We start from the raw sequence: 25,383 nt of genomic DNA, 5'->3' as shown, positions 1-25,383 counted from the left end.
AATGTCATCTGTAGTAGTAGTAGGTACACAATGGGGCGACGAAGGGAAAGGAAAGATTACTGACTTTCTTAGTGAAAATGCTGAAGTGATCGCACGGTACCAAGGTGGCGATAATGCAGGGCATACGATTAAATTTAATGGTGCTACTTATAAACTGCATTTGATTCCTTCAGGGATTTTTTACAAAGACAAAATCAGTGTGATTGGAAATGGGGTTGTTGTCAATCCCCAGTCATTAGTAAAAGAGCTTGCTTATTTACATGAAAAAGGCATTACAACCGATAATTTGCGTATTTCTGATCGTGCTCATGTTATTTTGCCTTATCACATCAAATTAGATCAATTACAAGAGGAAGCAAAAGGGGAAAATAAGATTGGAACAACGATCAAAGGAATTGGACCAGCGTACATGGATAAAGCAGCTCGTGTAGGTATCCGTATTGCTGACTTGTTGGATAAAGAAATATTTGAAGAACGTCTACGTTTAAACTTAGAAGATAAAAATCGTCAATTTGTAAAAATGTTTGATTCTACGCCTATTGATTTTGAATTAATTTTTGAAGAATATTATGAATATGGTCAACAAATTAAACAATATGTAACAGATACTTCTGTTATTTTAAATGATGCATTAGATGCAGGGAAACGTGTTTTATTTGAAGGAGCGCAAGGTGTTATGTTGGATATCGATCAAGGAACGTATCCATTTGTTACATCTTCAAATCCAGTAGCAGGTGGGGTAACGATCGGTAGTGGCGTTGGTCCGTCTAAAATTAATAAAGTTGTTGGGGTATGTAAAGCTTATACGTCTCGTGTTGGTGATGGACCGTTTCCGACAGAATTGTTTGATGAAACAGGACAGCAAATTCGTGAAGTGGGTCGTGAATATGGAACAACTACAGGGCGTCCACGACGCGTTGGGTGGTTTGATTCAGTAGTGATGCGTCATTCAAAACGCGTGTCAGGTATTACTAACTTATCGCTTAATTCTATTGATGTATTAAGTGGATTAGAAACAGTAAAAATCTGTACAGCGTATGAACTAGATGGTGAATTGATTTATCATTATCCAGCAAGTTTAAAAGAATTGAAACGTTGTAAACCAATCTATGAAGAATTGCCTGGCTGGTCTGAAGATATTACCCAATGCAAAACGCTTGCCGATTTACCAGAAAATGCACGAAACTACGTGAGACGCATTTCTGAGCTTGTGGGCGTGCGTATCTCAACATTTTCAGTTGGCCCGGATCGAACGCAAACTAATATTTTAGAAAGCGTTTGGGCACAAATTTAAATTGCTAGTTTTTTTGAATAGGAATGTTTTGAAGGAATAAATAAAATTGCTTAAAAGAATGGGTAATGTATCGATATCATAAGAACAAAATGCCAAAACTACGAAATTTATGTTAAAGTTTTCGTGTGTTTTGGCATTTTTATCGTGAATAATAAAAAGAATTGCTTTACGTTAGTGTTTAATTTTACCAAAAAATTTATTTAGTCATATAAAACCATTACTCTTTTCAATTGCTAAAGATTTATGGAGGAGTTCTAACTTGTATATAAAAAAATAGTTAATGTTATTTTTTAGGCAAGAGATTTGCTATAATAGACATTAAGAGTAGAATGAAAAGTTGAAGGAGTTGAAACATGTGTATCATATTGTAACAGATTCGTGTTGTGATCTGCCTTATCAAGTTCTACAAGTAGCAAATGTTGAATTTTTATCTATGAAAATTCGATTAGGTGATCTTGAATTAATGGATGACCTTGGAAGAACATTTGACAACGATAACTACATGGAACAATTAAAAAATGGCGCTGCACCGACGACCTCACAAATCAATGTTGGTCAGTATATCGAATTTTTCCGTCCATACGTTGAAAAAAAACAGCCTGTTTTATACATTGCTTTTTCAAGCGCTTTAAGCGGATCTTATAATAGTGCTTTGCAAGCCGTAGCATTATTAAATGAAGAGTACGTAGATCCGCAAATTCAGGTATTTGATACGAAAGCTGCTAGTCTTGGAGAAGGAATATTAGTGTTAGAAGCTGTTCGTTTGAGAAATGAAGGGAAAACATTAGAAGAAACTTTGTCATGGTTAGAAGAAAATTATTTAAAAGTACATTCATGGGTAACGGTAGATGATTTAAAATATCTTGAGCGTGGAGGACGTATTTCTAAAACAAGTGCAGCCTTAGGAAACATTTTAAACGTAAAACCAATTATTACAGTAGATAAAGAAGGGCGTTTAACAAATGTTAATAAAGTAAGAGGTAGAAATAAAGCGATCCAACACATTGTTGAAGAAACAGTAAAAACAATTGTTGCACCTCTGGAACAAACAGTATACATTGCTTATGCAGGAGATTTAGAAAGAGCTGAAAAAACGAAGCAACTGCTAGAAGAAAATATTAAAATGAAAGAGGTTAAATTATATCCGTTAGGTCCAACTATTGCTAGTCATACAGGTTACGGATGTATCGCCATATTTTCAATGGGAATTACACGATAAAATGAATTAAGCTTGTCTTTTAGAAGTAAGAAAGTGTATTGTGAAAAGAGGAAGTTTTCTCTGTTAAGAATCTCATTAGCGGTTTTGAAGATTTCAAGTTTGATGAGATTCTTTTTATAAGCTCTTATTAATGAAGATTTTCAATATTCAATCAAAAAAACTTCTCAAAACAGTTTTCTTTGTTTTGAGAAGTTTTTAATACTTCAATTAAATTATTTTTTCCATTGTTTATTTAATTGTTTTTGTATCTCTTGGTTTTCTAAAAATTCATCATAAGTGGTATCGGCACGATCAACTACTCCATTATCGGAGACAGCAATAATACGATTTGCAAGAGTTTGGATAAATTGATGATCATGTGAAGTAAAAAGAATAGAACCGGTAAATGTCATCAAACCGTCATTTAATGCTGTAATTGATTCTAAGTCTAAATGGTTCGTAGGATCGTCTAAAATTAAAACATTTGCTTTAGAAAGCATCATTTTAGAAAGCATACAGCGTACTTTTTCTCCACCAGAAAGAACATTGACAGGTTTCAATACTTCTTCACCAGAAAAAAGCATTCGTCCTAAGAAACTTCGTAAAAAAGTATTGTCATCTTCTTCTTTACTTGCGTATTGACGTAACCAATCTAAAATTGTCAATTCAGTATCAAATTCTTTTGTCGTATCTTTTGGTAAATACGAGCGACTGGTTGTGACGCCCCATTTTACCGAACCTACATTAGGTGTAATTTCTCCCATGATAACTTTAAAGAGAGTAGTTATTGTAATATCATTTTCAGCAATAAAAGCCACCTTATCATCTTTCTTTAGATTAAATGATATATCATTTAAAATTTTCTTTCCGTCGATAGTTACACTAACATTTTCGACTTTTAAAAGGTCATTGCCAATTTCACGTTCAGGTTTAAACCCTACGAAGGGGTAACGTCGTGAAGAAGGTTGAATATCCTCCAATGTAATCTTTTCTAACATCTTTTTTCGAGAAGTTGCTTGTTTTGATTTTGAAGCATTGGCACTAAAACGCGCAATAAATTCTTGTAATTCTTTAATTTTTTCTTCCTTTTTTGCATTTGCATTGGCTTGTAATTTTGCAGCAAGCTGGCTGGATTCTAACCAAAAATCATAATTGCCAACATATAATTTAATTTTACCGAAATCTAAATCTGCCATATGCGTACATACTTTGTTTAAAAAATGACGGTCATGAGATACAACAATTACGGTATTTTCAAATTCAATCAAAAATTCTTCCAGCCAGTTGATTGATTGAATGTCTAATCCATTAGTTGGTTCATCAAGTAATAGAACATCTGGTTTACCAAATAATGTTTGCGCTAAAAGGACTTTTACTTTTTGACCACTCGTTAACTCACTCATCAGTTGATGATGAAGTTCTTCAGGAATATTTAATCCTTGCAATAAAACAGCAGCTTCAGTCTCTGCTTCCCAGCCATTTAATTCAGCAAATTCGCCTTCTAATTCTGCTGCTCTTATGCCATCTTCATCGGTGAAATCTTCTTTCATATAAATAGCATCTTTTTCTTTCATTACTTCATATAAACGCTTATGTCCCATAATGACGGTTTCTAAGACGGTGTATTCTTCGTAATCATAATGATTTTGTTTTAAGACAGCCATTCGCTCATCCGGACCCATAGAAACTGTTCCGGTTGAAGGCTGTAAGTCTCCAGATAATACTTTAAGGAATGTTGATTTACCTGCACCATTTGCACCTATTAAGCCATAACAATTTCCTGGAGTGAATTTAATATTAACATCATCAAATAGTTTGCGGTCTGAAAAGTGCAAACTTACATCATTTACAGTAATCAATTTTTTTCCTCACTTTATTTTTTATTGTTTAACAAGTCTTCTAGAATTATATAGGGGAAAGAAGAAAGTTTCAAGGGAATCAATCATTCTTTGTGTTTCACGTGGAACATACAAGAAAAAATGATCTTTAACTATTAGAAAGATCAGATGAATGAATATTTAATGAAAAAGCGGATGAAGTCTTTTAATAAAAAAAGATGCATTTGATAGTTCTTTGAAAGAAATAGATAGTGTCTATTCTTTTCGCTTGGTTTAGCATATGTTTTGACGTACGTTAATGAGAAGGTTAGTATGAATAATAGATCAAAATGAAAGTTGGGATGAAAATGAATGAAAGAAAAACAATGGATTGGGGATCGTTGCTTCTAGGAATTTTATTTGTTCTTGTTTCACTACTCTCTTTCCAAGATCCAGTCGGAAATTTGGTAGCCATTGTCTTTGTATTTGCTATCTTTGCATTTTTAAAAGGTATTTTTGAGTTATTTTTACGTAATCGCCTAAAAGAATTAACGGGTTACAAAGGGAAATTGCCTTTAATTATTGGCATTATTGATATTCTCATAGGAATTTTCTTTTTATTTAATATCGGTGCAGGAGTGGTTGCATTACCGTTTGTATTTGCTATTTGGTTTATTGCAGATTCTGTATTGGCATTATTTACCGCCGATTTAGCTAAAGGCATTAGTACAAGACATTATTGGTTTACAGTAGTTATCAATATTTTAGGGGTCTTGTTAGGGATTATTTTATTATTTAATCCTATTTCATCTGCATTAACTTTAAGTTTTCTTGTTGGTTTTTACTTTATGATTTTTGGGATTAATCATATTGTCTATGCGTTTAGATAAGTGTGATCAAAACATTAAAAAGACAAATAAAACTATCTAGTTTTGTTTGTCTTTTTTCTAGCTGTAATTAATGTGCAACGTTTCTATTTGATAAGAAAAGGATAAGTTATATCTATTTTTCGTAGAGTTCATTTAGAGTAGGTAAATCATGAATTTCATATTTTTCTTTGAATTGTTTGATTTCTTCATTTGAGAATTTTCTCGAATCTAAACACAGTTTTTCTACTGGTAATGGACGGTTGTTACTGATTTTGATATCAATAACGACTGGTCGATGCGATCGTTTTGCTGCATCAAAAGCAGGTCGTAACTGATGATACTCGGTGATTGTGAAACCATCAGCTCCTAATGCTTCGCTAACTTTTCCAAAATCAGCATCTTCTAACCAGACACCAAACTTTTTTGTTCCGTATCTTCTTGTTCTGCTTCAATGAATCCAAATGATGAGTTGGATAAAACTACGTTAATGATAGGAAGTTGATATTTTACTTGTGTAATGATATCTTGCATAACCATCGCAAATCCACCGTCACCACTTAAGGTAAATACTTGTTTTTCAGGATAGTTTAATTGAGCAGCAATTCCTCCGGGGATACCATAACCCATAGTAGCAAACCAACCAGAAGTTGTATGTTGTTGTTTACCATTCATATTCAACAAACGGATAGAGTGAATCGTTGTATTACCAACATCTGTAACAAAAATAGCATCTTCTTCGGCAATACGATTGATTTCTTTGTATACAGCTTCTGGTCGAATGGGTTTATCTTCACGTGATTCAAAAGATTGTAGCCAGTTTATCCAATGACGTTTATTTTCTTGATTTGCTAAATACCAACGATCTTTAGGACGAGAATGTCCAAGTTCGGTTAATCTTTGTAACGTTGTATTGGCGTCTCCCAAGATAGACAGGGAAGTCGTATGCCTTCGTCCAAATTTTGAAGCATCAATATCTACTTGTATAAATTCAGCCTCTGAGTTAAAAAATGTACGACCAAATGGAAAATCACTTCCCACAAATAAAATTAAATCAGCTTCTGCCAACACTTCATTTGCCGGTTTTGTAGCGACACGACCGGCAAATCCCATAAAGTTTTTGTAGTTATCGGGAATAATTCCCTTTGCCAAAACAGAAGCCACTACGGGCATCGAAAAATGCTCTGTAAATTTTTTAATTTGTGAGAAGCCATTGCGTGTCCCTTGACCAACATAAAGTACTGGTTTTTTTGCTTTTTCAATAAAAGGAATGGCAGTTAATAAATCTTTTTCATTAGGTAAAATTAGCCCTGTTTTATGTGTAGAGGCAGTGGATATTTTTTCTTTTTCAATCTCTTCAAATCCTAAATTAACTGGAATTGTAACGATGGCTACTCCTTTATATTCGTAGGCTGCTTTGATTGCCTCGTCGACAACATGAGGTAGCCTCTGAGGTGTCATCACGGTTCGATTATAAATACTGACGTCTGCAAAGATTGGATTTTCATTTAATTCCTGAAAAGAGTTATAATTTATTGAAGTAGAAGCAACTTGTCCCAGCAAAGCTACTACTGGCACATGATCCATTTGTGCATCATATAAACCATTGATCAAATGTGTAGCACCAGGACCAGCAGATCCGAAAACAACGCCAACTTTTCCTGTCAGCTTTGCTTGTGCTGCCGCCGCCAGTGCACCAACTTCTTCGTGACGAACTTGGATGTATCTTATTTGAGATTTTTCATGGTATAAAGCATCCATTATTGAATTAAACGAACCTCCAGGAATACCATAGATATGTTCAATTCCCCAACTTTCCATTATTTTTACCATAGCAATACCAGCATTGATCGTTGACATATTTTCCACTCCCTTATCAAGCTAAAAATAAAACTTGTTAATTAAAGTATAGTGTTTTAATGCCCAACCCCCAACTAATTCGCTTTTTCACAAAAATAGTAGTCACAATTTTTCCAATATGCTAGAGTAGTAAATAAAGGCATGAAAGGAGAAGGAAATGGCGGAATGGTTATTGAAGTTGGAACCATGGCAACAAGCGTTAGCGGGAACAACTTTTACTTATTTCATGACAGCTTTGGGTGCTGGATTAGTATTTTTCTTTAAAGAAATTAAAAAAGAAGTATTGAATGTTATGCTTGGCTTTGCTTCGGGAGTGATGATTGCGGCTAGTTTTTGGTCGTTATTAGATCCAGCAATTACTAAAGCAGAAGAAAATGGAGCCATTGCTTGGCTTGTTGTAAGTATCGGCTTTGGATTGGGGGGAGTGTTTCTTTATGTAGCAGATAAAACACTTCCTCACATGCACTTTGGTCCGCAGCATGAAAAAGAAGGACTACCCACCCATTTAAAGCGGACAATTTTATTAGTATTTTCGATTACCTTGCACAATATACCAGAAGGCTTAGCAGTCGGAGTAGCGTTTGGAGCAGCCACAACTGCGGATAATCCAACTGCAGCAGTTTTAGCAGCAATTTCAGTCGCTTTAGGTATAGGAATCCAGAATTTTCCAGAAGGAGCCGCAGTGTCTATTCCGTTAAGACAAGAAGGATTGAGCCGTACGAAAGCTTTTGTCTATGGACAAGCTTCAGGAATCGTAGAACCGATTGCTGGCATAATCGGTGCAGTTCTTGTCACACGAGTAACTCTCTTACTGCCGTATGCTTTAGCATTTGCAGCTGGTGCAATGATTTATGTGGTAGTTGAAGAGCTGATTCCGGAGGCACAACAAATGTTATCAAGTAAACGACATTTTGCAGTGTTTGGTGTGATGTTGGGTTTCATCATTATGATGATTTTAGATGTTGCATTAGGTTAAATATAAAATGATATATCATTTTTAAATTCTTAAAAAAATCGAAGAGCAGATCAAGATGTAACGATGTCTTGGTCTGCTTTTGGATGATGTAAGATTAATAAGGTTTTCTATAATGACGTCTGTTGCTATTAGAGATTGTACGAATAAGCCAGATTACAATAGCTAGAGGAAGCAGTATTTTGATTGTTAACCATAAAATGCTGTTTAAAATTCCTACAAAAAAGCTGATAGAAAAACTAGCTACAACCAATATCAGGAGGATCATAAGTAAATTTACAAAAAAATTTTTTTGCCTCATAGAGACCCCTCATTTCATTTTTATTTTTTTCCGTCGTCTCTGTGTCTGTTCTTTTTAAAAATGTACAGTCTAATATTTATTTGACTAGAGAAAACGAAGTTTAAAGCGAATCATTGTGTTAAGTATAGCAATCGATAGAATATGTTACATCCAACCATAGACTGATTTCATTGCTGTTTTTTTCGGTAATAGAGGAAATAAAGAACAACGAATGGTTAAAAACTTTTACTGAGATATTTAATAAATAGCCGAACGAATCTGATAGAGATATAATTAATTCTTGCTTTTTAGTATAATAAGCATTCTTTTGATGACTGACTTCTTAGTTTGTTGTAGAGTCTACTAAAATCATTCATTTGAAGGTGCAAAATCTCAATGAAGCTAATCAAATAAACGAAAAATTAAGAAAAATATAAAGAAAAAATAGTCGAAATCCTAGAGGAAAATAGACTGCAAAGAGGGAGATTAATGCTAGATAGAAAAAATTTGTCTGTGGGGATGACAACAAGTATTGTAACGACTTTGATTTATTTAGATCAAAATCAATGTGGCTTAACGGTTGTTTTATTATCGATACTCGTTCCATTCTTTGCCGCACTAAAAAAATAAAAATTTTTATTTAAATCCAGTTTTTCAAAAGAATCATTGATAATCTGGATTTTTTTGATTTGTTTAATGAACTTATTTTCTAAATTTTGATCTTCTTGATGCTTTAAAATTGGTTAATGAGAGCAAAATAAGAAGATATACGCCAATAATGTATAAATATTAAATATTTCCAAAAAGGTAAAAAAAAATAAATTTAAAATAACTGAAAATGTTATTTTTATCGTTTTAAATAACGTTCGTACTCTTCGAATTCGCTAGATAAAAAAATAGTTCAAAGTTAATAGGAGAAAGAATGGAACTTAAGAGACTATGTTAAAATATTTGATAATTTTTTATCAAAAAACAAGTGAAAAGGTAGAATCAATGTATAGCTGGTTAATTCTTTTATTAAGACATCAAAAAGTTAGCGAAGACTTATATACCTCTAGTGGGTATATAAGTCTTCGCTAATTATTTACAGGGTTTGTCAGAAAATTAATTTTTTTTATAGGCAAAATAGTGTGTCTCTTTTTTTGCTAAACCAAATGAATCAGAAAGTTGAAGGTTCTGTGGAGAAAATTGGATAGCTGGAATTGAAAATATCTGTTTTTTCTTATCTAAAACAGAAATAGAAAAGTTAATTGTTTCTTGGTCTTCATTGAGTAGGGTAATAGAAGGCTGGTCGTCAAATTTTAATTTTATTATTTGATAAAAACCTAGAAAATCAAGTTTTTCTCCTTCAATTTTCAATAGTTCCTCTTTTGTTGGAACATATTCCATTTTTGGTTCAACCGTACTTTGCATTTCAGCTTTTGAAGTAACGTCTTTTACAGGAGACGTTAAAGACTCAATAATAAAAAATCAAGTAATTATACTTAAGAAACTGCTAACCATAATAATTGCTTTCTTCATCTCCAACACTCCTATTAAACAGTTATGATGTAAAAAAGTACATTTGTGATAAACATAGTTTTTTGACTTGAAAAAATGATATAATACATAATTTTTTTATTTGTTATTAATAAATAACTTTATTGATAGTATAATTTTAAATGAATAAAAAATAAAGTAGAATATACTTTGCTTTTGATAGTATTTTATTAATAATAAAAAAACTGATCTGATTTTTTTTAGGATATTATTTTAGTTATTTTTAATGTTAAAATATTATATTTTTAAACTAATTAATTTTAGTGAAAGTAAGTATTTAAAAGAGATATTCTTTCATTACAGAGAGTAGTTTATATAAAGTAAGTAAGAATTAATAATTTCTCATTCTAGTATTTTTCATACTCATTTTTACAGATTTTTGAAAAAAAGATTCTAAGAAACAAAAAAACTTCTTTAAAATGAATAGTAGAAGTATTTAACTAGATAAAAGTTATTTGACGTGCTTTTTTTTGTGGTTAGATAAAAAGAGGGGAGGAAGTAAATGTTAGATATTTTATCGAAAAAAATGAAACGACAATTACTTCTGTTAGAGTTGCTTTTTGAAGGGGAAACTTATCGCTTTCAAGATTTAGAACATCGATTAAATTGTTCTTCAAAAACACTAAGAAATGATTTAATGGATATCGATTCTTATGCAAAAGAAATTAAAATTCATACGGATCGAGAAAATGGAATATTTGCAGAAATTGCTCCTCATGTGACGGAAGAATACATTTATCGAATTATTATGAATGAGGCGATTGAATATCATTTTTTAGAATCAATCGTATTAAATAAATACACAAATTACTTAGAATTGGCAGAAAAATTATTTATTTCAGAAAGTACACTACGGCGAATGGTTAATCGAATTAATTTTGCTTTGAAACCATACCATTTAAGAATTCGAGGTTTAATTCGATTAACAGGAGAAAAGCAAATGATTGAAAAGTTAACAATTCATCTGTTATTAGAAAAGCATGTTTGTTTAGAAGAAGCATTCAACAAAGAGATTTGTCAAAAAAGTCGCTGGTTGCTCTCAGAATACATACGAAAAAATAGTTTTCAAGAAGTTACAACGGTTCTTGATCACCGAAAACATAAGCAACTATTATTTTTTATTGCAACAAAACTTTATCAATTAGAAAATGAAAAATTATTTAAAGAAAAAGAACATAAAAAAACATTATCTGTTGAATCAAATGAAAAAATAAATTTTTCTTCCAATAAAATTGATGAAGAAAATGAAAAATATTTAGTAAATTTTCTTTTTGAACAGCCGTTTATCCGCTCTATTTTAAAGCCAGAAAAGAATAATCGACAAAAGAAAAGTTGGTTAATAGAAATAGCTTGTGTATTAATTGATTATTTGGAAACCAAATATCAAATGGTGTGCGAAGATCGACAAGAAGTTCTCTATAAAGTAATGAATGATAATGACTATATGGAAAAATTATCATTTATTTTATATGATAAACACCATCAATTTTTAAAACAAATTCTTCCAGAAATAGAAGTTATCCAAATGGGCTTGAAAAAAGAGTTAAAAAATAAACATCTAGAAAATTTGGTGAAACGAATGAAAAATGATGAATTTATTCGTAAGTTAATCGCTTTGGTATTGGTTTGTTGGCCTGCTTTGCTAAAAAAAATTGAAATGAGTAAACAAGTGAGAGCTTTAATTGTAACGAATTCGAAAGAATATGCGAATTATATTGTTGAAAATCTTGAGTTATATTTAGGAGGACGTTATCGTTTTGTAGTAACCCATACACCGCTAGTTACAGAACAAATGATTCATAAAGAAAAGTATGATTGTATTGTGTCGAATACGATGTTAACTAGTCAATTCAATATACCAACGTTTGGGATTTCAATTTATCCTAAAACAAGAGAAATCCAAAACTTAATCTTTTTTTATCAGCAATCAAAGAAGACAACATAAAAAACATTATTTGGATAGTAAAGATACGAAAATAATACATAAAATAAAGTTAATAAAAAAGCATGTAAATGAAATCGATTCTGCAATGGTGATCGTTTCGTTTGCATTTTTTTAAGTCATTAAGTAATCATAACTTGAAAAGATGAATGAATTTTTTGCCCTTTTTCATAAAAGAAAAAGCTAGTTAAACAAACTCTTTTTATGCAACTTTATATATCCCTTGGGTAAAAAAGTCCTTAATCTTGCAAGAGAAATGAATCCATGATGTTTTAGAATTTACTTATTCAATAATACAGTGTTCAGTTTAACCTTTATATGTACATGTTAAAATATCTTAGGAAGCGTTTTTTTTATTTATGATGATAATATAACAAAAAAGAATGAAAAAAAATAAAATGGTGGAAAATCCTTATAATATTAAGTTAGTTGCAGTAGATATGGATGGAACATTTCTGAGAAGTGGTTATTGTGAACGAAGAACTGTAAGTGATGAATTTTTGAAATTAACAAACATTTACTATCACAAGCTCGAATAGGTAGATGATTTTTTACAAGTTGAAGACTCTATTATCTTTAGAAGAAATGACCACTCATAATACAGAAGCGGTGATAGATTTAGCAAAACTAGTGAACAGCGTAGAAGCTGCTTATATCTGCAAAATTCTTTATAAAGATGGTACTATGGCTAGAATGCCTGACCTAACAAAGTTATCTAAACAATGGCAACTTCTCTTAATTACTATTGATGAATTAGTAGAATTTTTAAAAGAAAATAGTCATCCAACGGTTAATTTACCGACAAGTTATGGTGAGTTCAAATAGTCAATTTATGAAAATGAAAAAAACTTGAATATTTATTGTTAGCAAAAGGTGATATTTGTAATAATTCACACCCTTTGTTGGTTCGTATTCATTCTGAATGTTTGATTGGTGACGTGTTCGGTTCTTAACGGTGTGATTGCGGGGAGCAGCTCTATGAAGCAATGAAAAAGAGAAGAAGAAGGTAGGTTTTGGAGCCGTTCTTTATCTATGTGAAGAGGGGCCGAGGGATAGGCTTAAGAAATAAGTTAAAAGCTTGTCAACTTCAAGAATAAGGATTGGACCCATATCAAGCTAACGTAGAATTAGGATTTTCTTCAGATGAACGCAACTATCAATTTACAGCAGATATTTTAAAGCCAATTGGTGCAACAATCATTCGTCTAATGACAAATAATCCAGAAAAAATAAGTGACCTACAACAAGTTGGAATTGATGCAGTCGAACGTATACCAATAGAAACGTCTCCTCAAAAAGAAAATCAAGGATATTTAAAGATTAAAAAAATAAGTTTTATCATTATTTATCAGTATAAAAAGAGAGCAAAAGATGACAATTTTTGAAGGGAATTATTGTTTAAAGGATACTCGTATAGAGTTATTATTGCTCGATTTAATGAATTTATTAATCAAAAATTATTGCAAGGAATAATAGATAATTTAGCAAGGCTTGGAATAAATGAAGAGCAACTTGATATTTATTGGGTATCGGGAGCTTTTGAAATTCCTATTATTACAAAAAATTAGTAGCAGGAAAAAAGTATGATGGCTTACTTACTTTAGGTACTGTTATTAGAGGCGCTACTACTCATTATGAGTTAGTAACAAATGAAGTAGCAAAAGGAGTGGCACATATTAATCTTAAATCAGATATTCCTGTTTAACTACTGAAACCATTGAACAAGCAATACAAGCAATAAAAAGATCAGGACAAAAGCTGGAAATAAAGGGAGTGAAGCGGTACAAGGATTAATAGAAATGGTGTCTCTTTTGTAGCAAATGAAAGACGTTAGCAAAAAGGTTTTCCTTTGATGTAGCGTCTTTTTTTAGTTATTGTTTTTTTCTTTTCAATAAATTAAGATGCTGTGTTAGAAGGAATTAAAATGAGTGCGATCTATTAAAAATATTTCTATTGAACAAATATTTATCGTAAGTGTTGTAGTTCAAAATAGTTAAAAAGTATTGAATATATTAAGTCTAGCTGTTAATAATGGAGTGATTTTTATTTAGAGAAGAAAATAGAACGTGCACCTTTTTTATAAGTAACGATATTTATAAGTGTCGTTTGTATTTGTTGGATGGTATAAATTAAGATTTATTTTACATAAATGTGCTAACTTACTTTGAATAATAGTCTAGTTAGAAACTAGATGATGGATCATATTGAAGCCTCTTTTTAAATCGGAGGGTAACGTCTAAAAATCTGGTGAATTTTTTCTTAAAAAAAGAAATTTTAAGTAAAATGGGGATGTATACGTAAAAATTATGTTAATTCAGTGAATAACTTTTTTCAGGAATCAAGGCAAATTATGAATCAAAGAAATGAAAAGATAGAGAACCATCTTTTTTTGTTATTTAAAAATGTAGCTGTTTAAAAGGATCGATTTAATGAATGATAGGTAACATTTAGAGCTTCCTTTTTTAATTGAAAAAAACATTAAATTTTGTTATATAAAATGATGGGTAAAAATAAGGATTCAATGTTGGTATAAAGCTGTTTCTTATATTTTAAGTATGGATAAAATAGAAATAATTTTTAGTCAATAAACAAAAAAGTATTCCTTATACTTGTCTATAGAATCTTTCTTTAAATGGTTCAAAGGGAATAACTAGTTTCTTTATGTTAGTGTAAAGAAACTAGCTGTATGTTATAATATGAATAAAAAATGGGATAAAAGAAAGGCAGGTTGTCAATGTTTCGAAATATATTCACTCCACAGAAAAAACAATCGATATTTTTGAGTCACAATTCTGTAGATAAACAATATGGAAATGTTTTAAGAGAATTAATGGTATCTATTGGGATTCTTAATTCAGATATAGTTTATACGTCCCATGAAAAAAATAAAATCCCTATTGGAGAAAATATTTATGATTATTTAGGAGACAGAATTGAGAAAAGTAACATTGTTTTATTTTTGCTTTCAGAATCCTATTTTAAGAGCGTAGTTTGTCTTAATGAGATGGGGGCTTCATGGGTGACGAAAAATGAATATTATATGTTTTTTATACCGGGATTTGATAGAAATTTAAAAGCATTTATGGATTGTTGCATTAATCAAAAAAAAATGGGCATTGTTTTAAATGGTGATAACAGTTGCAAAGAAGGATTGCGAGAATTTGTCAAAGAATTATCTTTAAAAATGAAAGTAGATGTGCCTGTTGAAGTTTTATATGACGAAGTTGAAAAAAGCTGTGAGTTGTTAAGAAAATTAACTCCGTCAAATGCTACTTATGTAGCTTCTATAACTGACATTATTAAATATACAGACTATATTTTTTGTAAGATTGATATTTTAATTCCGACGGGAGAAAGTTTTCATGCAGAAGAAAGTCACTGGTTACAACTATATTATAGATTTATTCCGATTGCTCAGGATATAACCATTGGATCAAGAGTAAAATTCAAAGTGAAAGCGATAACTGACTTTGAAGTTGAAAAGTATGGAAACTATAATTTTAGAAATGTGTATGTTTATCCAGATTTCATAAATTTAATTTGAATGAAAATGATGCAAAGATGCCTTATTTAAAAGATTATAGGTTTAGTAATTAGTCATTTTGGAGCTATCAAAAGTATTATGACATGATTAAAAAATGACTTGAGGCTAGTTCATTATTTAGGTGATCGAATTACTCGATATGGGAAGATTGTTCCTTTGATTTTTTGATGGGTAGGGAATTATTTAAAAGAAAACTAACAAGAAAAATTAGTGGTTGCTATGCATTTCTTGTAGCTGTAAGGATGTATACTAACGAGAATAAATGATCGACTATGAATAGAGGAAGTAATGAGATTGGATCCGATAAGTGGGGTAAAAACTTGGGAAGCGAACGAATGCCTCTAAAAATTGCCAATAATGCGAATGTTTTGGTTAATTGGAGTTAATCGGACTAATAATGCTATTGAAATTATGTGAAATAACTATGTGGAGGATAGAAATGAAACAGAAAGTATGCTTTGTTGCGATGGGATTTGGAAAAAAGATGGATTATCAAAATTCCAAAGAAATTGATTTAGATAGGATATATATTAAAGTTATAAAGCCGTTATTTGAAGAAGAGTTGTCAGAATATAAATTAATCAGAGCAGATGAAATAGCTGGCTCTTCAATTATCGATGTGAGTATGTATGCTTTATTATTAAATGCTGACTTAGTTATTGCTGATTTAACGACGCTCAATCCTAACGCTATTTATGAATTAGGGGTACGTCATGCCGTTAGACCTTTTTCAACTATTATGATGGTTCAAAATGATAATAAAATTCCTTTTGATTTAGAGCATTTGCGCTACCTTACATATGAAGAGATCGGAGAAGAATTAGACGAGAATGAAGCAAATAAAATAAAAAGTAACCTAAAAAATTTTATAAAATCAAGTGAAGAGAATATAGTAGATAGCCCGTTATATACTTATTTACCAAAGACAGAACCTCCAAAAATTAGTGAAGAAGAGTATAATAAGTTTATTCAAAATGCAAAAGAAAGTAATGAGACTATTACGAAATTGTTAAATGCAGCAAGAGAGTATATGAAAGTAGGTAACTTCAAGAAAGCTATCTCAAGGTGGCAAAAATTAAGACAAGTACTGCCTAATAATGAATATGTTGTCCAACAATTGGCGTTATCAATGTATAAATCAAAATCACCGAATGAAACAAAAGCTTTAGAAAATGGTTTAGATGTCATTAAAGAATTAAACCCACAAAAATCTCTAGATTTAGAAACTTTAGGGATTACAGGAGCGATATACAAAAATCTCTATAGATTAAATCATAATTTTGATTATTTGGACGAGGCGATAAAACTTTATAAGAAAGGATACGTTATTAAACAAGATTATTACAATGGAGAGAACTATGCCAACTGCTTAGTTTTAAAAACAGAGCAACAAAACATTACAAAGGAAACAAAGAGATATTTGCAATATGAAAGTGAAAAAGTATATTCAGAAGTTATTTCTATCATAGAAACAAGTTTATTGGAAGAAGAGAAAGATTATTGGATGTACGCAACACTTTCTATAGCTTATTTCTATTTAAATAATCAAGAAAATTATAAGAAACATCAAAAAAATTTTTTTGATAGGATAGAAGCCAATTGGGAAAAGAATACTTACAGAAGAACAATAGAGGAGCTTAAAAGAATAAAAATGAATTAAATTTCAGTATAAGGTGAATTATTTCATAGGTAGAAAAGGTACGCTTTTTTCCTATCTTATCTAGTTGTTTATTTTTGTACTAGTTCTGTCATATTAATGCAAGTAGTCGTGTTGGCATATAATAAATAATTAGATGAAATTAAAAAGCACGTATATACTTGTGTGAATTGATATAATTTTTGCATGTGGAAACATCATGAGGAAAAATTAATTTTTTGGAAAAAGTTTGAATAAATTCTTAGATATCAGTCAAGGATTTAACTAAAGAAAAAAATTTGTAAAAAATGACCAGAAAAAACACCAAATCAACGTTAATGATTTGTTTGTACTAAAAAAATAAATAAAAGTGAGTTAAAATGATAGAAAATATCAATTGTGCCTAATATTTAGATATTTTTACTTATAAAGAAAATAAAAATATGAAAGATGCAGCCATTGCTGGTGTTCATATAATTCGAATACACGGTTTGAGACATTTTCGTGCTTTGCTCTTTATTAGTAGGGAGATGAATACTTATTGGTAAAGGATCGCTTAGGACATGAGGATATTCAAGCCACTTTAGGCACTTATGGGCATTTATATCCCAACACGAATTTTACAGTTGCGGAATCTTTAAATAATTATATAAAGATTGACTTACCAGAAGAGAGCCTAGTAAAAGATGTTAAAAATCAATATAAGAAATAAAAGGAATAACTGTGATAAAAGTGTGATAATGAAAAAATAAACAGCCCAAAAACATTGATTTAACAACGTTTGTTGGCTGTTTTTTATTATTCCCACTCTTTTTTCAGAGTGCAGAGTATAAATCAAAATGCAGTAAAATTAAGGGATTTAAAATTAGATAAAACCATATAAAACACAAAATAAAAAGAAAAAAGTGCAAAAACGGTGCAATGGCATTACATCTGGATCAGCATTTCTATTAAAAACAAAATTCTAGATTTCGATATTCTTAGGAAGACGTTCAGATTTTGGACGTCTTTTTATTCAGAAATCTATTTGAAATTAATAATGTATAAGCAATGTGATTTGAACTAAAAACTACACTAAAATCAAATAAGATAGTTTCTACTTTTTCCCGTTGCTTTGAACCTTCTAATCAAGTTAAAAAGTATAGTTTGACTTTGATTTCTTATGATAATACAATTAAGTTGGTGACATAAAGTTCAAGTTAAGGGAGGGAATGGTTATGGCGACTGCCGATCAAATAAAGAATTTGATTAAAGCTCATTTAGATGGAAATGATGAGAAGTTCAAAACTGCTGTGCTACAAATTGCAGCATACGAAGCAAAAAAGAACCATACAACCCTTGCCCGTGATTTAAAGAAGTTAATTGATAAACCTAAAATATCTCGTTCAAATGTTGTTTCACTGAATCAAAAAAATCCGATGCTGCACATGACGTTTCCTGATAGGAAGCTAACTGACTTAATAGTATCTGATGAAATCAAAGAACGAATTACTAGAATATTATCCGAGTATAGAAACAAAAACAAATTGAGAAACTATGGTTTAGATAATAGAAGGAAAATACTAATAGAAGGACCTCCTGGAACAGGAAAAACTTTTACAGCTTCAATAATTGCTGCGGAGCTAGACATTCCCCTCTATACAATACAAGTTGACAAATTAGTAACTAAGTTTATGGGAGAAACTAGCACTAAGCTAAGACAAGTATTTGAGTCTATTGAAAACAATACCGGGGTTTATTTTTTCGATGAATTTGATGCAATTGGAGCAGATAGAAGTCTTGATAATGAAGTTGGAGAAATGAGAAGGATTTTAAATTCATTTTTACAATTTATAGAGCAAGATACTTCTGAAAGTATAATTATTGCAGCTACAAACAATCAAAAATTACTGGATCAAGCTCTATTTCGTAGATTTGATGATGTACTACATTATTCACTTCCAACCGCTGATGAGATTCAAAAAATTTATAAATATAAGTTATCTATTTATCAGAAAAATTTTAGAATCTCGAAAAAACTTATCGTTTCTTCTTTAAATTTAAGCCAAGCAGAATTATTAAGGATTTGTGACGACGCAATAAAAGAATCTATTCTGAAAGATGAAATAATTACTGAAACTCATCTAATCAATTTAGTAAATGAAAGACTTAAAATTTATTCTACTAAGGAGGCGTAAAGTTGGCGATTGGAAAAAAGAATATTTTTTTGAATAACACAAATTCTACGTTTGACTATGTTAGTCCAAAACGAATGGGCGGTCTGAGTATACCTCAGCGTCCAAATTTTAAAAGTCATGGAGAATTTATTCAGTAAAAATTAAAAGCTGCTTATGAAAGATCAAATGTTCAAAAACAAACAGCTGCAATTAAATATCGTTCTGGAACATATTTACAATTCACGAGCGCTACTGGCTACGATTTAGCTTTACAAAAATTAGAAAACAGAACAAAAGGAATAAGGCTACTTAATGTTCAAGAGCAACTTTCATCCGAAGAAGGAGAAGAAGATAAGAAAATAATTAAGGCTACTGTATATGTTCCGGAAGGAAATGAAACCTTTTTTATTGATAGATTCAATGACTATATTAATGAGACAACGAAATCGGGAAAACCTAAAAATAACGATTTGGTTAGTAGTATTGAAGATGTTTCTCTAGCTATTTTGGATTCTTTTTGGATAGGTGATTTAGAAAGCATGCCGAAAGAAGAAGCAAAATGGTGTGAAGTCTGGCTTCGATATGAAGGTGTCTCTAACGAAGAAAATTATAATAATAACAAAAAAAATTCCGTTGAAAACTTGATATCTTGTTGTGAAAACATAGGTATTCTTATTGGCGAAAATGAGATAGTTTTTCCAGAGAGAATTATTAAACTAATTTATGCTAATAAGGCACAACTTCAATCCTTACTTTCAAGTTGTGATTACATTGCTGAGTTTAGAAGATCTCCCGAAAAAATAAATTTCTTCAATAGTATGTCTGGGGTGGAACAACAAGAGTGGGTGGATGACTTGATTGATAGGACATCTTTTATTGATAGCAAAGTTACAGTATGTGTATTAGACACAGGGCTGGCTTCAAAGCACCCACTTTTGTCTCCTGCCATTTTATCAGAAAATTCTATTCAGGCTGTAGATAGTAGTTGGGGCAGTTATGATCATGATGGTCATGGTACAGAAATGGCTGGAGTAGCTTTATATAATGACCTCAAAGAAAAATTTGTTTCAAATGATCCAATAATGATAAATCATAAAATCGAATCTGTGAAAATTTTACCTACACATGGAGAAAATGCAAAAGAATTATATGGTGCCATTACTGAGAACGCTGTATTATTAGCGGAAATTGAAAATCCAGATGCATCAAGAGTCCTTTGTATGGCAATTACAACTTCTGAGTATAATACAGATGACGGTAGCCCCACCTCATGGTCAGCGGCAATAGATAGCTTAACCTCTGGTGCAGAAGGAAATGGAAATAGACGTCTCTTTTTGATCAGTGGAGGAAACGTACATCCCCTTGAACTAATGAATTCTCCATATCCAGATATAAATACTATACGTGGGGTAGAAAATCCAGGACAATCGTGGAATGCCATAACCGTAGGTGCGTATTGTGATTCTGTTGAAATTGATTCAGCTGATTTTTCCGAATACATTCCAGTTGCTGATGTGGGAGAGCTTTCTCCGTACAGTTCAACTTCTCTCAGTTGGAAAAAAGACTGGCCAATTAAACCAGAGATTGTTCTTGATGGAGGAAACATGATAACTAACGGGTTTGATTATGATATATGTGAAGATTTGTCTACACTTACAACAAATCGAGATTTTCTAAACAAACCCTTATCTACTATTTGGGGAACAAGTTCAGCAACAGCGCAAGCTTCTTGGATGGCTTCTCAATTATATAATGAATATCCTAATATATGGCCTGAAACTGTTAGAGCATTGCTCATACATTCTGCAAGCTGGACTCCTAAAATGATTGAACAGTTCTGTAAAGAAGATAAAAAAAGTAAAGGAAGACGGCAACTTCTTCGCACCTGTGGTTACGGAATTCCTAATTTACAAAAAGCTATAGAGTGTGCTAATAATTCTGTTAATTTAATTATTCAGGAGAAAATACAGCCATTTACAAAAAAGAGTATGAATGAAATGCATATCCATGAAATTCCATGGCCAAAAGAAGTTTTAAAATCTTTGGGTGAAATAGATGCAAAAATAAAAGTGACTCTTTCATATTTCATTGAACCTGGACCTGGTGAAATAGGTTGGAAAAATAGATATAGATATCCCTCAGCGGGTCTAAGATTTGATGTTATAAATAGTAATGAGACTTTAGATGATTTTAAAAAGAGAGTGAACACAAAAATGCGTGGGGAAGACCCTAAAGATAATGGCGATGGCAGTAGTCGCAACTGGCATCTTGGCACTAATAATAGAGATGTTGGTTCAATTCATTCTGATTTTTGCTCAGTATCAGCCATAGACCTATGTGACGCAAATTATATAGCAGTATATCCTGTTATAGGCTGGTGGCGTGAGAGAGACTATCTTAAAAAATACAATCAAAAGATGAATTATTCTTTAGTTGTTTCTATAGAAACGCCAGAAACAAATATAGACCTCTATACGCCAATTGTTACTCAAATCAAACAAGAAATTACCGTAGATATTACAACTTGATGAGTTGATTTAATAGCATTTGGTGCTGTATGAAAAGGATAAAAACACTATAAAATGAAATAGTTCTTCGCCAAAATCTTTAATTTGAGCCATTTCTATTTTATGAGGAAGTTTTTTTCTTTCAAAAAATACACGTGCTCATGCTCTGGTAAATGGGTACAGCACTAAAGGAATATTCTATAGAGTAGTTCTATGTATTTGCCCATACACTGTATTTAAAAAAGATCAATTTTTATCTTCAAAAACTTAATATTCATAGAAAGGCGTTCATTCATATGAGCGTCTTTCTTAATGAAATGAAAGGAAAATGATATGAAATCAAAAACGAACATTCTAATAGATCCTTAAGGGTGCTGATGGTCTGCGTGACTTTTATCAGCACCCTTTTTACTTCCTCAATTCCTACCTTTGCCAGTTCATTAAGCCTAGATGAGCCGACCAATTATTATTACACGGGGATTAGCCCTAACACTGGCTATGCCATGACTCATAACATCTACGTGCTGAAAATGGACGGAAAAAAGGTTTTCTGTATTGAATCTGGCATCGTAGCGAATGGCGGCGAAGGCTATACGCCGGAAACGTATATCAATGCCAAAAAAGATAAGCTTTCAAAAATTGCTTATTACGGGTATACAATGACTAGTCAAAGTCACTACGATTATGCCGTCACGCAAGCCATGATTTGGGAAGAATTAGGTGATCAACTCCAAACCACAACAATCCCAAATTATCAACAACGTAAAGCAGAAATCATGGCATTAGTGAATCGGCATGACACTTTACCTTCTTGGAATGGTCAAACGGTGACCGTCAAAGCGAAGAATGTATCTCGCTTTTTCGCAGCTTTAAATACTATCGCAGTGGTGAATTAGTCCACCGTGACGAAAAGGCGGACATGGGCAATACCCTATATGTGGGTTCATTAAAATCAGAAGTGTACTTCTGCATTTATGAAAAAGACTACGAGCAATACGCTAAAAATAATATTCCCTTAGAAAAGGCAGAAGTTAAAAACCGCTTTGAGATTCGCTTGAAAAACGAACGAGCAAGTCATGCGGTCATTGATTTATTGACCCGTCAAGATGTCGAAAAAACTGCCTTTGAAATTATCAATCGCTATATTCGTTTTGTCGATAGAGACGAAAATAAGCGTCGTAGTGCTTGGTCAATGAACCAACAATGGGCATTTTTTATCGGCAAAGATCGCGGTACCCTGCGTTTAACGACTGAACCAGAGCCGTATACGTTTGAGCGCACGCTAAACTGGTTGCGTCATCAAGTCGCCCCAACGCTGAAAATGATCGGCACAATCGACCAATTAAATCAAACAGCCATCTTATCTGAATTGATCCATGAAGCTAAGCTAACCGAAAAGCATGAAAAACTGATCGAACAACAGTATTTAACCCGTGAAGATGTGATTCTATGAGTAGCCGTTTAACGGAAGAACTTGCCGCTCTCGGCTTTCTTTGTGGAATAGAAATGATTGTCTATAGTCAGAATACCGGAGCATATACGATGTTGATCATTGAAGGAAGTCGTGCAGAAAATGAATCGCTCTATCGCTATGATTTTTACAAACAGACCTTTTACCCACATGGTTTAAACAACGTTACTGTATATGGTGAAAAGCTAACAGCCCCACAATTGTTAAGGCGTGTGAAGCAGTATTTGAAAAACCGCAAACACTATTTAGAAAAACAAGCACCATTTAAATAGCAGGATATACCGTGACTTCAAGTATCAGAGGTCGCTTTTTTTAATGAAAGGAGGATTCTTATTGATGTGGTTAGTGTTTAATCGATTCTTACTGATTGGACTTGGTGTCGCCATCGGCATAACAATCATGTGCTTATTTCAAGTCAGCAAACAAGCAGACGAACAAATGACTCAGATGAAACGGAGGAATGAAGAATGAATTTTGGACAAAATTTATATAACTGGTTTTTAAGTAATGCCCAATCACTGGTATTGCTAGCAATCGTAGTGATTGGCTTGTACTTAGGTTTTAAACGTGAGTTTTCTAAACTCATTGATTTTGTGATTATTGCACTGATTGCGGTTGGTTTGGTCTTTAATGCAGGTGGCGTGAAAGATGTGTTACTCAACTTATTCAATCGAATTATTGGGGCTTAATAGATATTCTTGATGATTAGATTAAAGTACTAATCTCGAGGTTTAACACTTAAAAAGTAGAAAGAAAGAGCCTTTGTTAAGCTCTTTCTTTTTCAAATACTAGATCAGTGGTTGCAAGCTTTTCAGGTATCACTGTGACAAAGCAATATCCTTTTTTTACAAACTCGTTGATATTTTTGCCCGAAAAAATCTTTCATTTTTAAAATTATTAGTTCGCTTTTAAAGAAGTCTTATGAGTGAGTCGATAAAGTGTGGCAACAATTAATAGTCCTGTTGTCATACCAGAAACAAAATCTATGAAATTCCCTGAAAATGGAACAAGTGACCTGCGGCTTAAAATAAACAAAAGAAGCGCAAAGAAAAACAAACGATTTGATTTATTCATTATTTAACCTCCATTTTTAATTGTTATAACTAATTATACACCCATTGATTAAGTAACAAGATAATTTTTTTTGAGGATAATTTAAAATAAGGAGGGTTTTTAAATGGAAATGCAAGTTTATATTGCTAATTTAGGCAAGTATAACGAAGGCGAACTAATTGGTGCTTGGTTTACACCTCCCATTGATTATGAAGACATGTCAGAACGAATCGGCTTAAATGAAGAATACGAAGAATATGCCATTCATGATTATGAACTCCCTTTTGAGATTAGCGAATACACACCAATCAGTGAAATTAACCGCCTATGTGAAATGATCGAAGAAATAGAAGGCACACCGATCTATGATGAACTAAGTGAAATTCAAGGTATGTGGTTCAATTCTGTAGAAGAATTGTTGGAACACACCGACGATATCATTTGTTATACCGATTGTGATTCTATGGAAGATGTGGCTGCTTATTACATTGAAGAAACAGGCGCACTTGGAGAAGTACCAGCAGCCCTACAAAACTATATTGACTATCAATCTCTAGGACGTGATATGGAAATTGAAGGTAATTTTTTAGTGACTTCTCACGGCGTATTCGAGTACTATAATTAGTATGGAGTCTTTTATAATTTAAAAGAGGTGATTTTATTAATAAAAAAAGTATGTTTTCAGATGAGTATGTTTCACTTTTTCCAGAAAATTGGTATTCAACTGTAGATCCTATCGTAGAATTGATAGATAAAAATGGTGCTCTAGAGTTTAGCTTTAAAGTGGATGATGATGAATTAATAGAATCCTATAAACTTAAAAATTATGATGGTCTTCCTAACGAGGAGATTTTGGGTTATTGCTTTCCTTCAGTTAAGTACACACATTTGAGATTTGGATATATTTCAATTTCCCCAGAATTTAGGAATAAAGGGATTAGCTCATATATTATGACAAAAATAATTTTGACTGTTATTTCCGAGTATCCTCAAAAAAATTTTTTAATTGATCTAAAAAATACTTCAAGTGAAATAACTAATCCATTGAAATTATACTCATCTCTTTTGATAAAGGAAAACGGAAAATGGCAATATAGATTTTTTTCAATTAGAACTAGATCATTAGACATAGAGAAGTTAACCTATCACCTATACAAAAAGAAAAAGCAACTAGAGTCTCATTTTAATCGCGATAAATAATCGATAAGGAACAATCCTATAACATAGATTGTTCTTTTTCATTTTTC

The 25,383-nt window shown here is 31.9% G+C and carries 21 protein-coding genes and 5 pseudogenes; 22 read left to right on the top strand and 4 right to left on the bottom strand.

The genetic code is table 11. From position 1 onward, the window contains the following. Position 1: 1 nt before the first annotated feature. The gene (locus tag RV14_RS02275; protein WP_071854709.1) at positions 2 to 1,294 is read left to right on the top strand and encodes an adenylosuccinate synthase; all 1,293 of its coding nucleotides are present in this window, start codon (positions 2 to 4) and stop codon (positions 1,292 to 1,294) included. A 355-nt stretch (positions 1,295 to 1,649) separates the two neighbouring features. Then, a complete protein-coding gene (locus RV14_RS02270) occupies positions 1,650 to 2,513 on the top strand; it encodes a DegV family protein (protein WP_071854708.1) in 864 nt (287 codons plus the stop codon). A 212-nt stretch (positions 2,514 to 2,725) separates the two neighbouring features. Here RV14_RS02270 and RV14_RS02265 read toward each other — a convergent pair whose 3' ends face one another. Beyond that, positions 2,726 to 4,351, bottom strand: coding sequence for an ABC-F family ATP-binding cassette domain-containing protein (locus RV14_RS02265; RefSeq protein WP_071854707.1), 1,626 nt, complete (start codon positions 4,349 to 4,351; stop codon positions 2,726 to 2,728). Between the two features lie 326 nt (positions 4,352 to 4,677). On the opposite strand from RV14_RS02265, the gene RV14_RS02260 reads away from it, so the two are divergent. Further along, complete coding sequence (locus RV14_RS02260; RefSeq protein ID WP_071854744.1) at positions 4,678 to 5,199, top strand: HdeD family acid-resistance protein; 522 nt, start codon at positions 4,678 to 4,680, stop codon at positions 5,197 to 5,199. Positions 5,200 to 5,311: 112 nt separating this feature from the next. On the opposite strand, the pseudogene spxB reads toward RV14_RS02260, so the two are convergent. Next, a pseudogene (gene spxB / locus RV14_RS02255) lies at positions 5,312 to 7,035 on the bottom strand (pyruvate oxidase). A 157-nt stretch (positions 7,036 to 7,192) separates the two neighbouring features. Here spxB and RV14_RS02250 point away from each other — a divergent pair. Next, positions 7,193 to 8,011 carry a ZIP family metal transporter gene (locus RV14_RS02250; protein ID WP_071854706.1) on the top strand — a complete coding sequence of 273 codons (819 nt, stop codon included), beginning with the start codon at positions 7,193 to 7,195 and terminating at the stop codon, positions 8,009 to 8,011. A 766-nt stretch (positions 8,012 to 8,777) separates the two neighbouring features. Further along, on the top strand, positions 8,778 to 8,918 hold the full coding sequence (locus tag RV14_RS12175; RefSeq protein ID WP_167359831.1) for a hypothetical protein: 141 nt from the start codon (positions 8,778 to 8,780) through the stop codon (positions 8,916 to 8,918). A 474-nt stretch (positions 8,919 to 9,392) separates the two neighbouring features. On the opposite strand, the gene RV14_RS12395 is transcribed toward RV14_RS12175, so the two are convergent. After that, positions 9,393 to 9,677: a hypothetical protein gene (locus RV14_RS12395; RefSeq protein WP_245785438.1), complete on the bottom strand. Its 285-nt coding sequence runs from the start codon at positions 9,675 to 9,677 to the stop codon at positions 9,393 to 9,395. Positions 9,678 to 10,329: 652 nt separating this feature from the next. Between RV14_RS12395 and RV14_RS02235 the strand changes: the two genes are divergently transcribed. From RV14_RS02235 to RV14_RS02170, 15 genes and pseudogenes are all read left to right on the top strand, one after another. Then, a complete protein-coding gene (locus RV14_RS02235) occupies positions 10,330 to 11,772 on the top strand; it encodes an AcpB/EbpR/MafR family transcriptional regulator (RefSeq protein WP_071854704.1) in 1,443 nt (480 codons plus the stop codon). Positions 11,773 to 12,224: 452 nt separating this feature from the next. Further along, positions 12,225 to 12,305, top strand: a pseudogene (locus RV14_RS12975) (Cof-type HAD-IIB family hydrolase); the annotation flags it as partial. Between the two features lie 7 nt (positions 12,306 to 12,312). Next, complete coding sequence (locus tag RV14_RS12530; protein ID WP_071854703.1) at positions 12,313 to 12,594, top strand: 3,4-dihydroxy-2-butanone-4-phosphate synthase; 282 nt, start codon at positions 12,313 to 12,315, stop codon at positions 12,592 to 12,594. Positions 12,595 to 12,629: 35 nt separating this feature from the next. Continuing rightward, positions 12,630 to 13,154, top strand: a pseudogene (locus RV14_RS12890) (GTP cyclohydrolase II). After that, positions 13,141 to 13,586, top strand: a pseudogene (ribH, locus tag RV14_RS02215) (6,7-dimethyl-8-ribityllumazine synthase). Before RV14_RS12890 ends, ribH begins: the two co-directional pseudogenes overlap by 14 nt. Positions 13,587 to 14,503: 917 nt before the next feature. Further along, positions 14,504 to 15,313: a toll/interleukin-1 receptor domain-containing protein gene (locus RV14_RS02210; protein ID WP_071854700.1), complete on the top strand. Its 810-nt coding sequence runs from the start codon at positions 14,504 to 14,506 to the stop codon at positions 15,311 to 15,313. Positions 15,314 to 15,752: 439 nt separating this feature from the next. Next, positions 15,753 to 16,973 carry a TRAFs-binding domain-containing protein gene (locus RV14_RS02205; protein ID WP_071854699.1) on the top strand — a complete coding sequence of 407 codons (1,221 nt, stop codon included), beginning with the start codon at positions 15,753 to 15,755 and terminating at the stop codon, positions 16,971 to 16,973. A gap of 517 nt (positions 16,974 to 17,490) precedes the next feature. After that, the gene (locus RV14_RS12970) at positions 17,491 to 17,661 is read left to right on the top strand and encodes a hypothetical protein (RefSeq protein ID WP_167359830.1); all 171 of its coding nucleotides are present in this window, start codon (positions 17,491 to 17,493) and stop codon (positions 17,659 to 17,661) included. Between the two features lie 505 nt (positions 17,662 to 18,166). Further along, positions 18,167 to 19,126 (top strand): AAA family ATPase, encoded by a 960-nt coding sequence (locus RV14_RS02200; RefSeq protein WP_071854698.1) that lies wholly within the window; start codon positions 18,167 to 18,169, stop codon positions 19,124 to 19,126. Positions 19,127 to 19,644: 518 nt separating this feature from the next. After that, complete coding sequence (locus RV14_RS02195; RefSeq protein ID WP_245785437.1) at positions 19,645 to 21,633, top strand: S8 family peptidase; 1,989 nt, start codon at positions 19,645 to 19,647, stop codon at positions 21,631 to 21,633. Positions 21,634 to 21,989: 356 nt separating this feature from the next. Further along, a complete protein-coding gene (locus tag RV14_RS02190) occupies positions 21,990 to 22,508 on the top strand; it encodes a Cys-Gln thioester bond-forming surface protein (RefSeq protein ID WP_071854697.1) in 519 nt (172 codons plus the stop codon). Continuing rightward, positions 22,448 to 23,065 (top strand): annotated as a pseudogene (locus RV14_RS02185) (replication initiation factor domain-containing protein); the annotation flags it as partial. The gene RV14_RS02190 and the pseudogene RV14_RS02185, both read left to right, overlap by 61 nt. Beyond that, complete coding sequence (locus RV14_RS02180; RefSeq protein ID WP_071854696.1) at positions 23,062 to 23,355, top strand: hypothetical protein; 294 nt, start codon at positions 23,062 to 23,064, stop codon at positions 23,353 to 23,355. The pseudogene RV14_RS02185 and the gene RV14_RS02180, both read left to right, overlap by 4 nt. Positions 23,356 to 23,419: 64 nt before the next feature. Further along, a complete protein-coding gene (locus RV14_RS02175) occupies positions 23,420 to 23,554 on the top strand; it encodes a DUF3789 domain-containing protein (protein WP_071854695.1) in 135 nt (44 codons plus the stop codon). After that, on the top strand, positions 23,551 to 23,772 hold the full coding sequence (locus RV14_RS02170; protein WP_071854694.1) for a hypothetical protein: 222 nt from the start codon (positions 23,551 to 23,553) through the stop codon (positions 23,770 to 23,772). The genes RV14_RS02175 and RV14_RS02170 overlap by 4 nt, the downstream gene beginning before the upstream one ends. A 208-nt stretch (positions 23,773 to 23,980) precedes the next feature. On the opposite strand, the gene RV14_RS12160 is transcribed toward RV14_RS02170, so the two are convergent. Continuing rightward, complete coding sequence (locus RV14_RS12160) at positions 23,981 to 24,157, bottom strand: hypothetical protein (RefSeq protein WP_167359829.1); 177 nt, start codon at positions 24,155 to 24,157, stop codon at positions 23,981 to 23,983. A 103-nt stretch (positions 24,158 to 24,260) separates the two neighbouring features. Between RV14_RS12160 and RV14_RS02165 the strand changes: the two genes are divergently transcribed. After that, positions 24,261 to 24,761: an antirestriction protein ArdA gene (locus RV14_RS02165; RefSeq protein WP_071854693.1), complete on the top strand. Its 501-nt coding sequence runs from the start codon at positions 24,261 to 24,263 to the stop codon at positions 24,759 to 24,761. Positions 24,762 to 24,811: 50 nt separating this feature from the next. Then, entirely contained in the window at positions 24,812 to 25,336 is a 525-nt protein-coding gene (locus RV14_RS02160; RefSeq protein WP_071854692.1) for a GNAT family N-acetyltransferase, read from the top strand. The last annotated feature ends 47 nt before the right edge of the window (positions 25,337 to 25,383 follow it).

Source organism: Enterococcus ratti (assembly GCF_001886195.1).
Taxonomy (GTDB): domain Bacteria; phylum Bacillota; class Bacilli; order Lactobacillales; family Enterococcaceae; genus Enterococcus_B; species Enterococcus_B ratti.
This window is presented reverse-complemented; position numbering and strand designations above follow the sequence as displayed.

Excerpts from the sequence above, each read along its gene's own strand:
- RV14_RS02275 (WP_071854709.1), top strand. The coding sequence starts at position 2 with ATGTCATCTGTAGTAGTAGTAGGTACACAATGGGGCGACGAAGGGAAA.
- RV14_RS02260 (WP_071854744.1), top strand. The coding sequence starts at position 4,678 with ATGAATGAAAGAAAAACAATGGATTGGGGATCGTTGCTTCTAGGAATT.
- RV14_RS02250 (WP_071854706.1), top strand. The coding sequence starts at position 7,193 with ATGGCGGAATGGTTATTGAAGTTGGAACCATGGCAACAAGCGTTAGCG.
- RV14_RS12175 (WP_167359831.1), top strand. The coding sequence starts at position 8,778 with ATGCTAGATAGAAAAAATTTGTCTGTGGGGATGACAACAAGTATTGTA.
- RV14_RS12395 (WP_245785438.1), bottom strand. The coding sequence starts at position 9,677 with ATGGAATATGTTCCAACAAAAGAGGAACTATTGAAAATTGAAGGAGAA.
- RV14_RS02235 (WP_071854704.1), top strand. The coding sequence starts at position 10,330 with ATGTTAGATATTTTATCGAAAAAAATGAAACGACAATTACTTCTGTTA.
- RV14_RS12530 (WP_071854703.1), top strand. The coding sequence starts at position 12,313 with ATGATTTTTTACAAGTTGAAGACTCTATTATCTTTAGAAGAAATGACC.
- RV14_RS02210 (WP_071854700.1), top strand. The coding sequence starts at position 14,504 with ATGTTTCGAAATATATTCACTCCACAGAAAAAACAATCGATATTTTTG.
- RV14_RS02205 (WP_071854699.1), top strand. The coding sequence starts at position 15,753 with ATGAAACAGAAAGTATGCTTTGTTGCGATGGGATTTGGAAAAAAGATG.
- RV14_RS02200 (WP_071854698.1), top strand. The coding sequence starts at position 18,167 with ATGGCGACTGCCGATCAAATAAAGAATTTGATTAAAGCTCATTTAGAT.
- RV14_RS02195 (WP_245785437.1), top strand. The coding sequence starts at position 19,645 with ATGCCGAAAGAAGAAGCAAAATGGTGTGAAGTCTGGCTTCGATATGAA.
- RV14_RS02190 (WP_071854697.1), top strand. The coding sequence starts at position 21,990 with ATGGTCTGCGTGACTTTTATCAGCACCCTTTTTACTTCCTCAATTCCT.
- RV14_RS02180 (WP_071854696.1), top strand. The coding sequence starts at position 23,062 with ATGAGTAGCCGTTTAACGGAAGAACTTGCCGCTCTCGGCTTTCTTTGT.
- RV14_RS02175 (WP_071854695.1), top strand. The coding sequence starts at position 23,420 with ATGTGGTTAGTGTTTAATCGATTCTTACTGATTGGACTTGGTGTCGCC.
- RV14_RS02170 (WP_071854694.1), top strand. The coding sequence starts at position 23,551 with ATGAATTTTGGACAAAATTTATATAACTGGTTTTTAAGTAATGCCCAA.
- RV14_RS12160 (WP_167359829.1), bottom strand. The coding sequence starts at position 24,157 with ATGAATAAATCAAATCGTTTGTTTTTCTTTGCGCTTCTTTTGTTTATT.
- RV14_RS02165 (WP_071854693.1), top strand. The coding sequence starts at position 24,261 with ATGGAAATGCAAGTTTATATTGCTAATTTAGGCAAGTATAACGAAGGC.
- RV14_RS02160 (WP_071854692.1), top strand. The coding sequence starts at position 24,812 with ATGTTTTCAGATGAGTATGTTTCACTTTTTCCAGAAAATTGGTATTCA.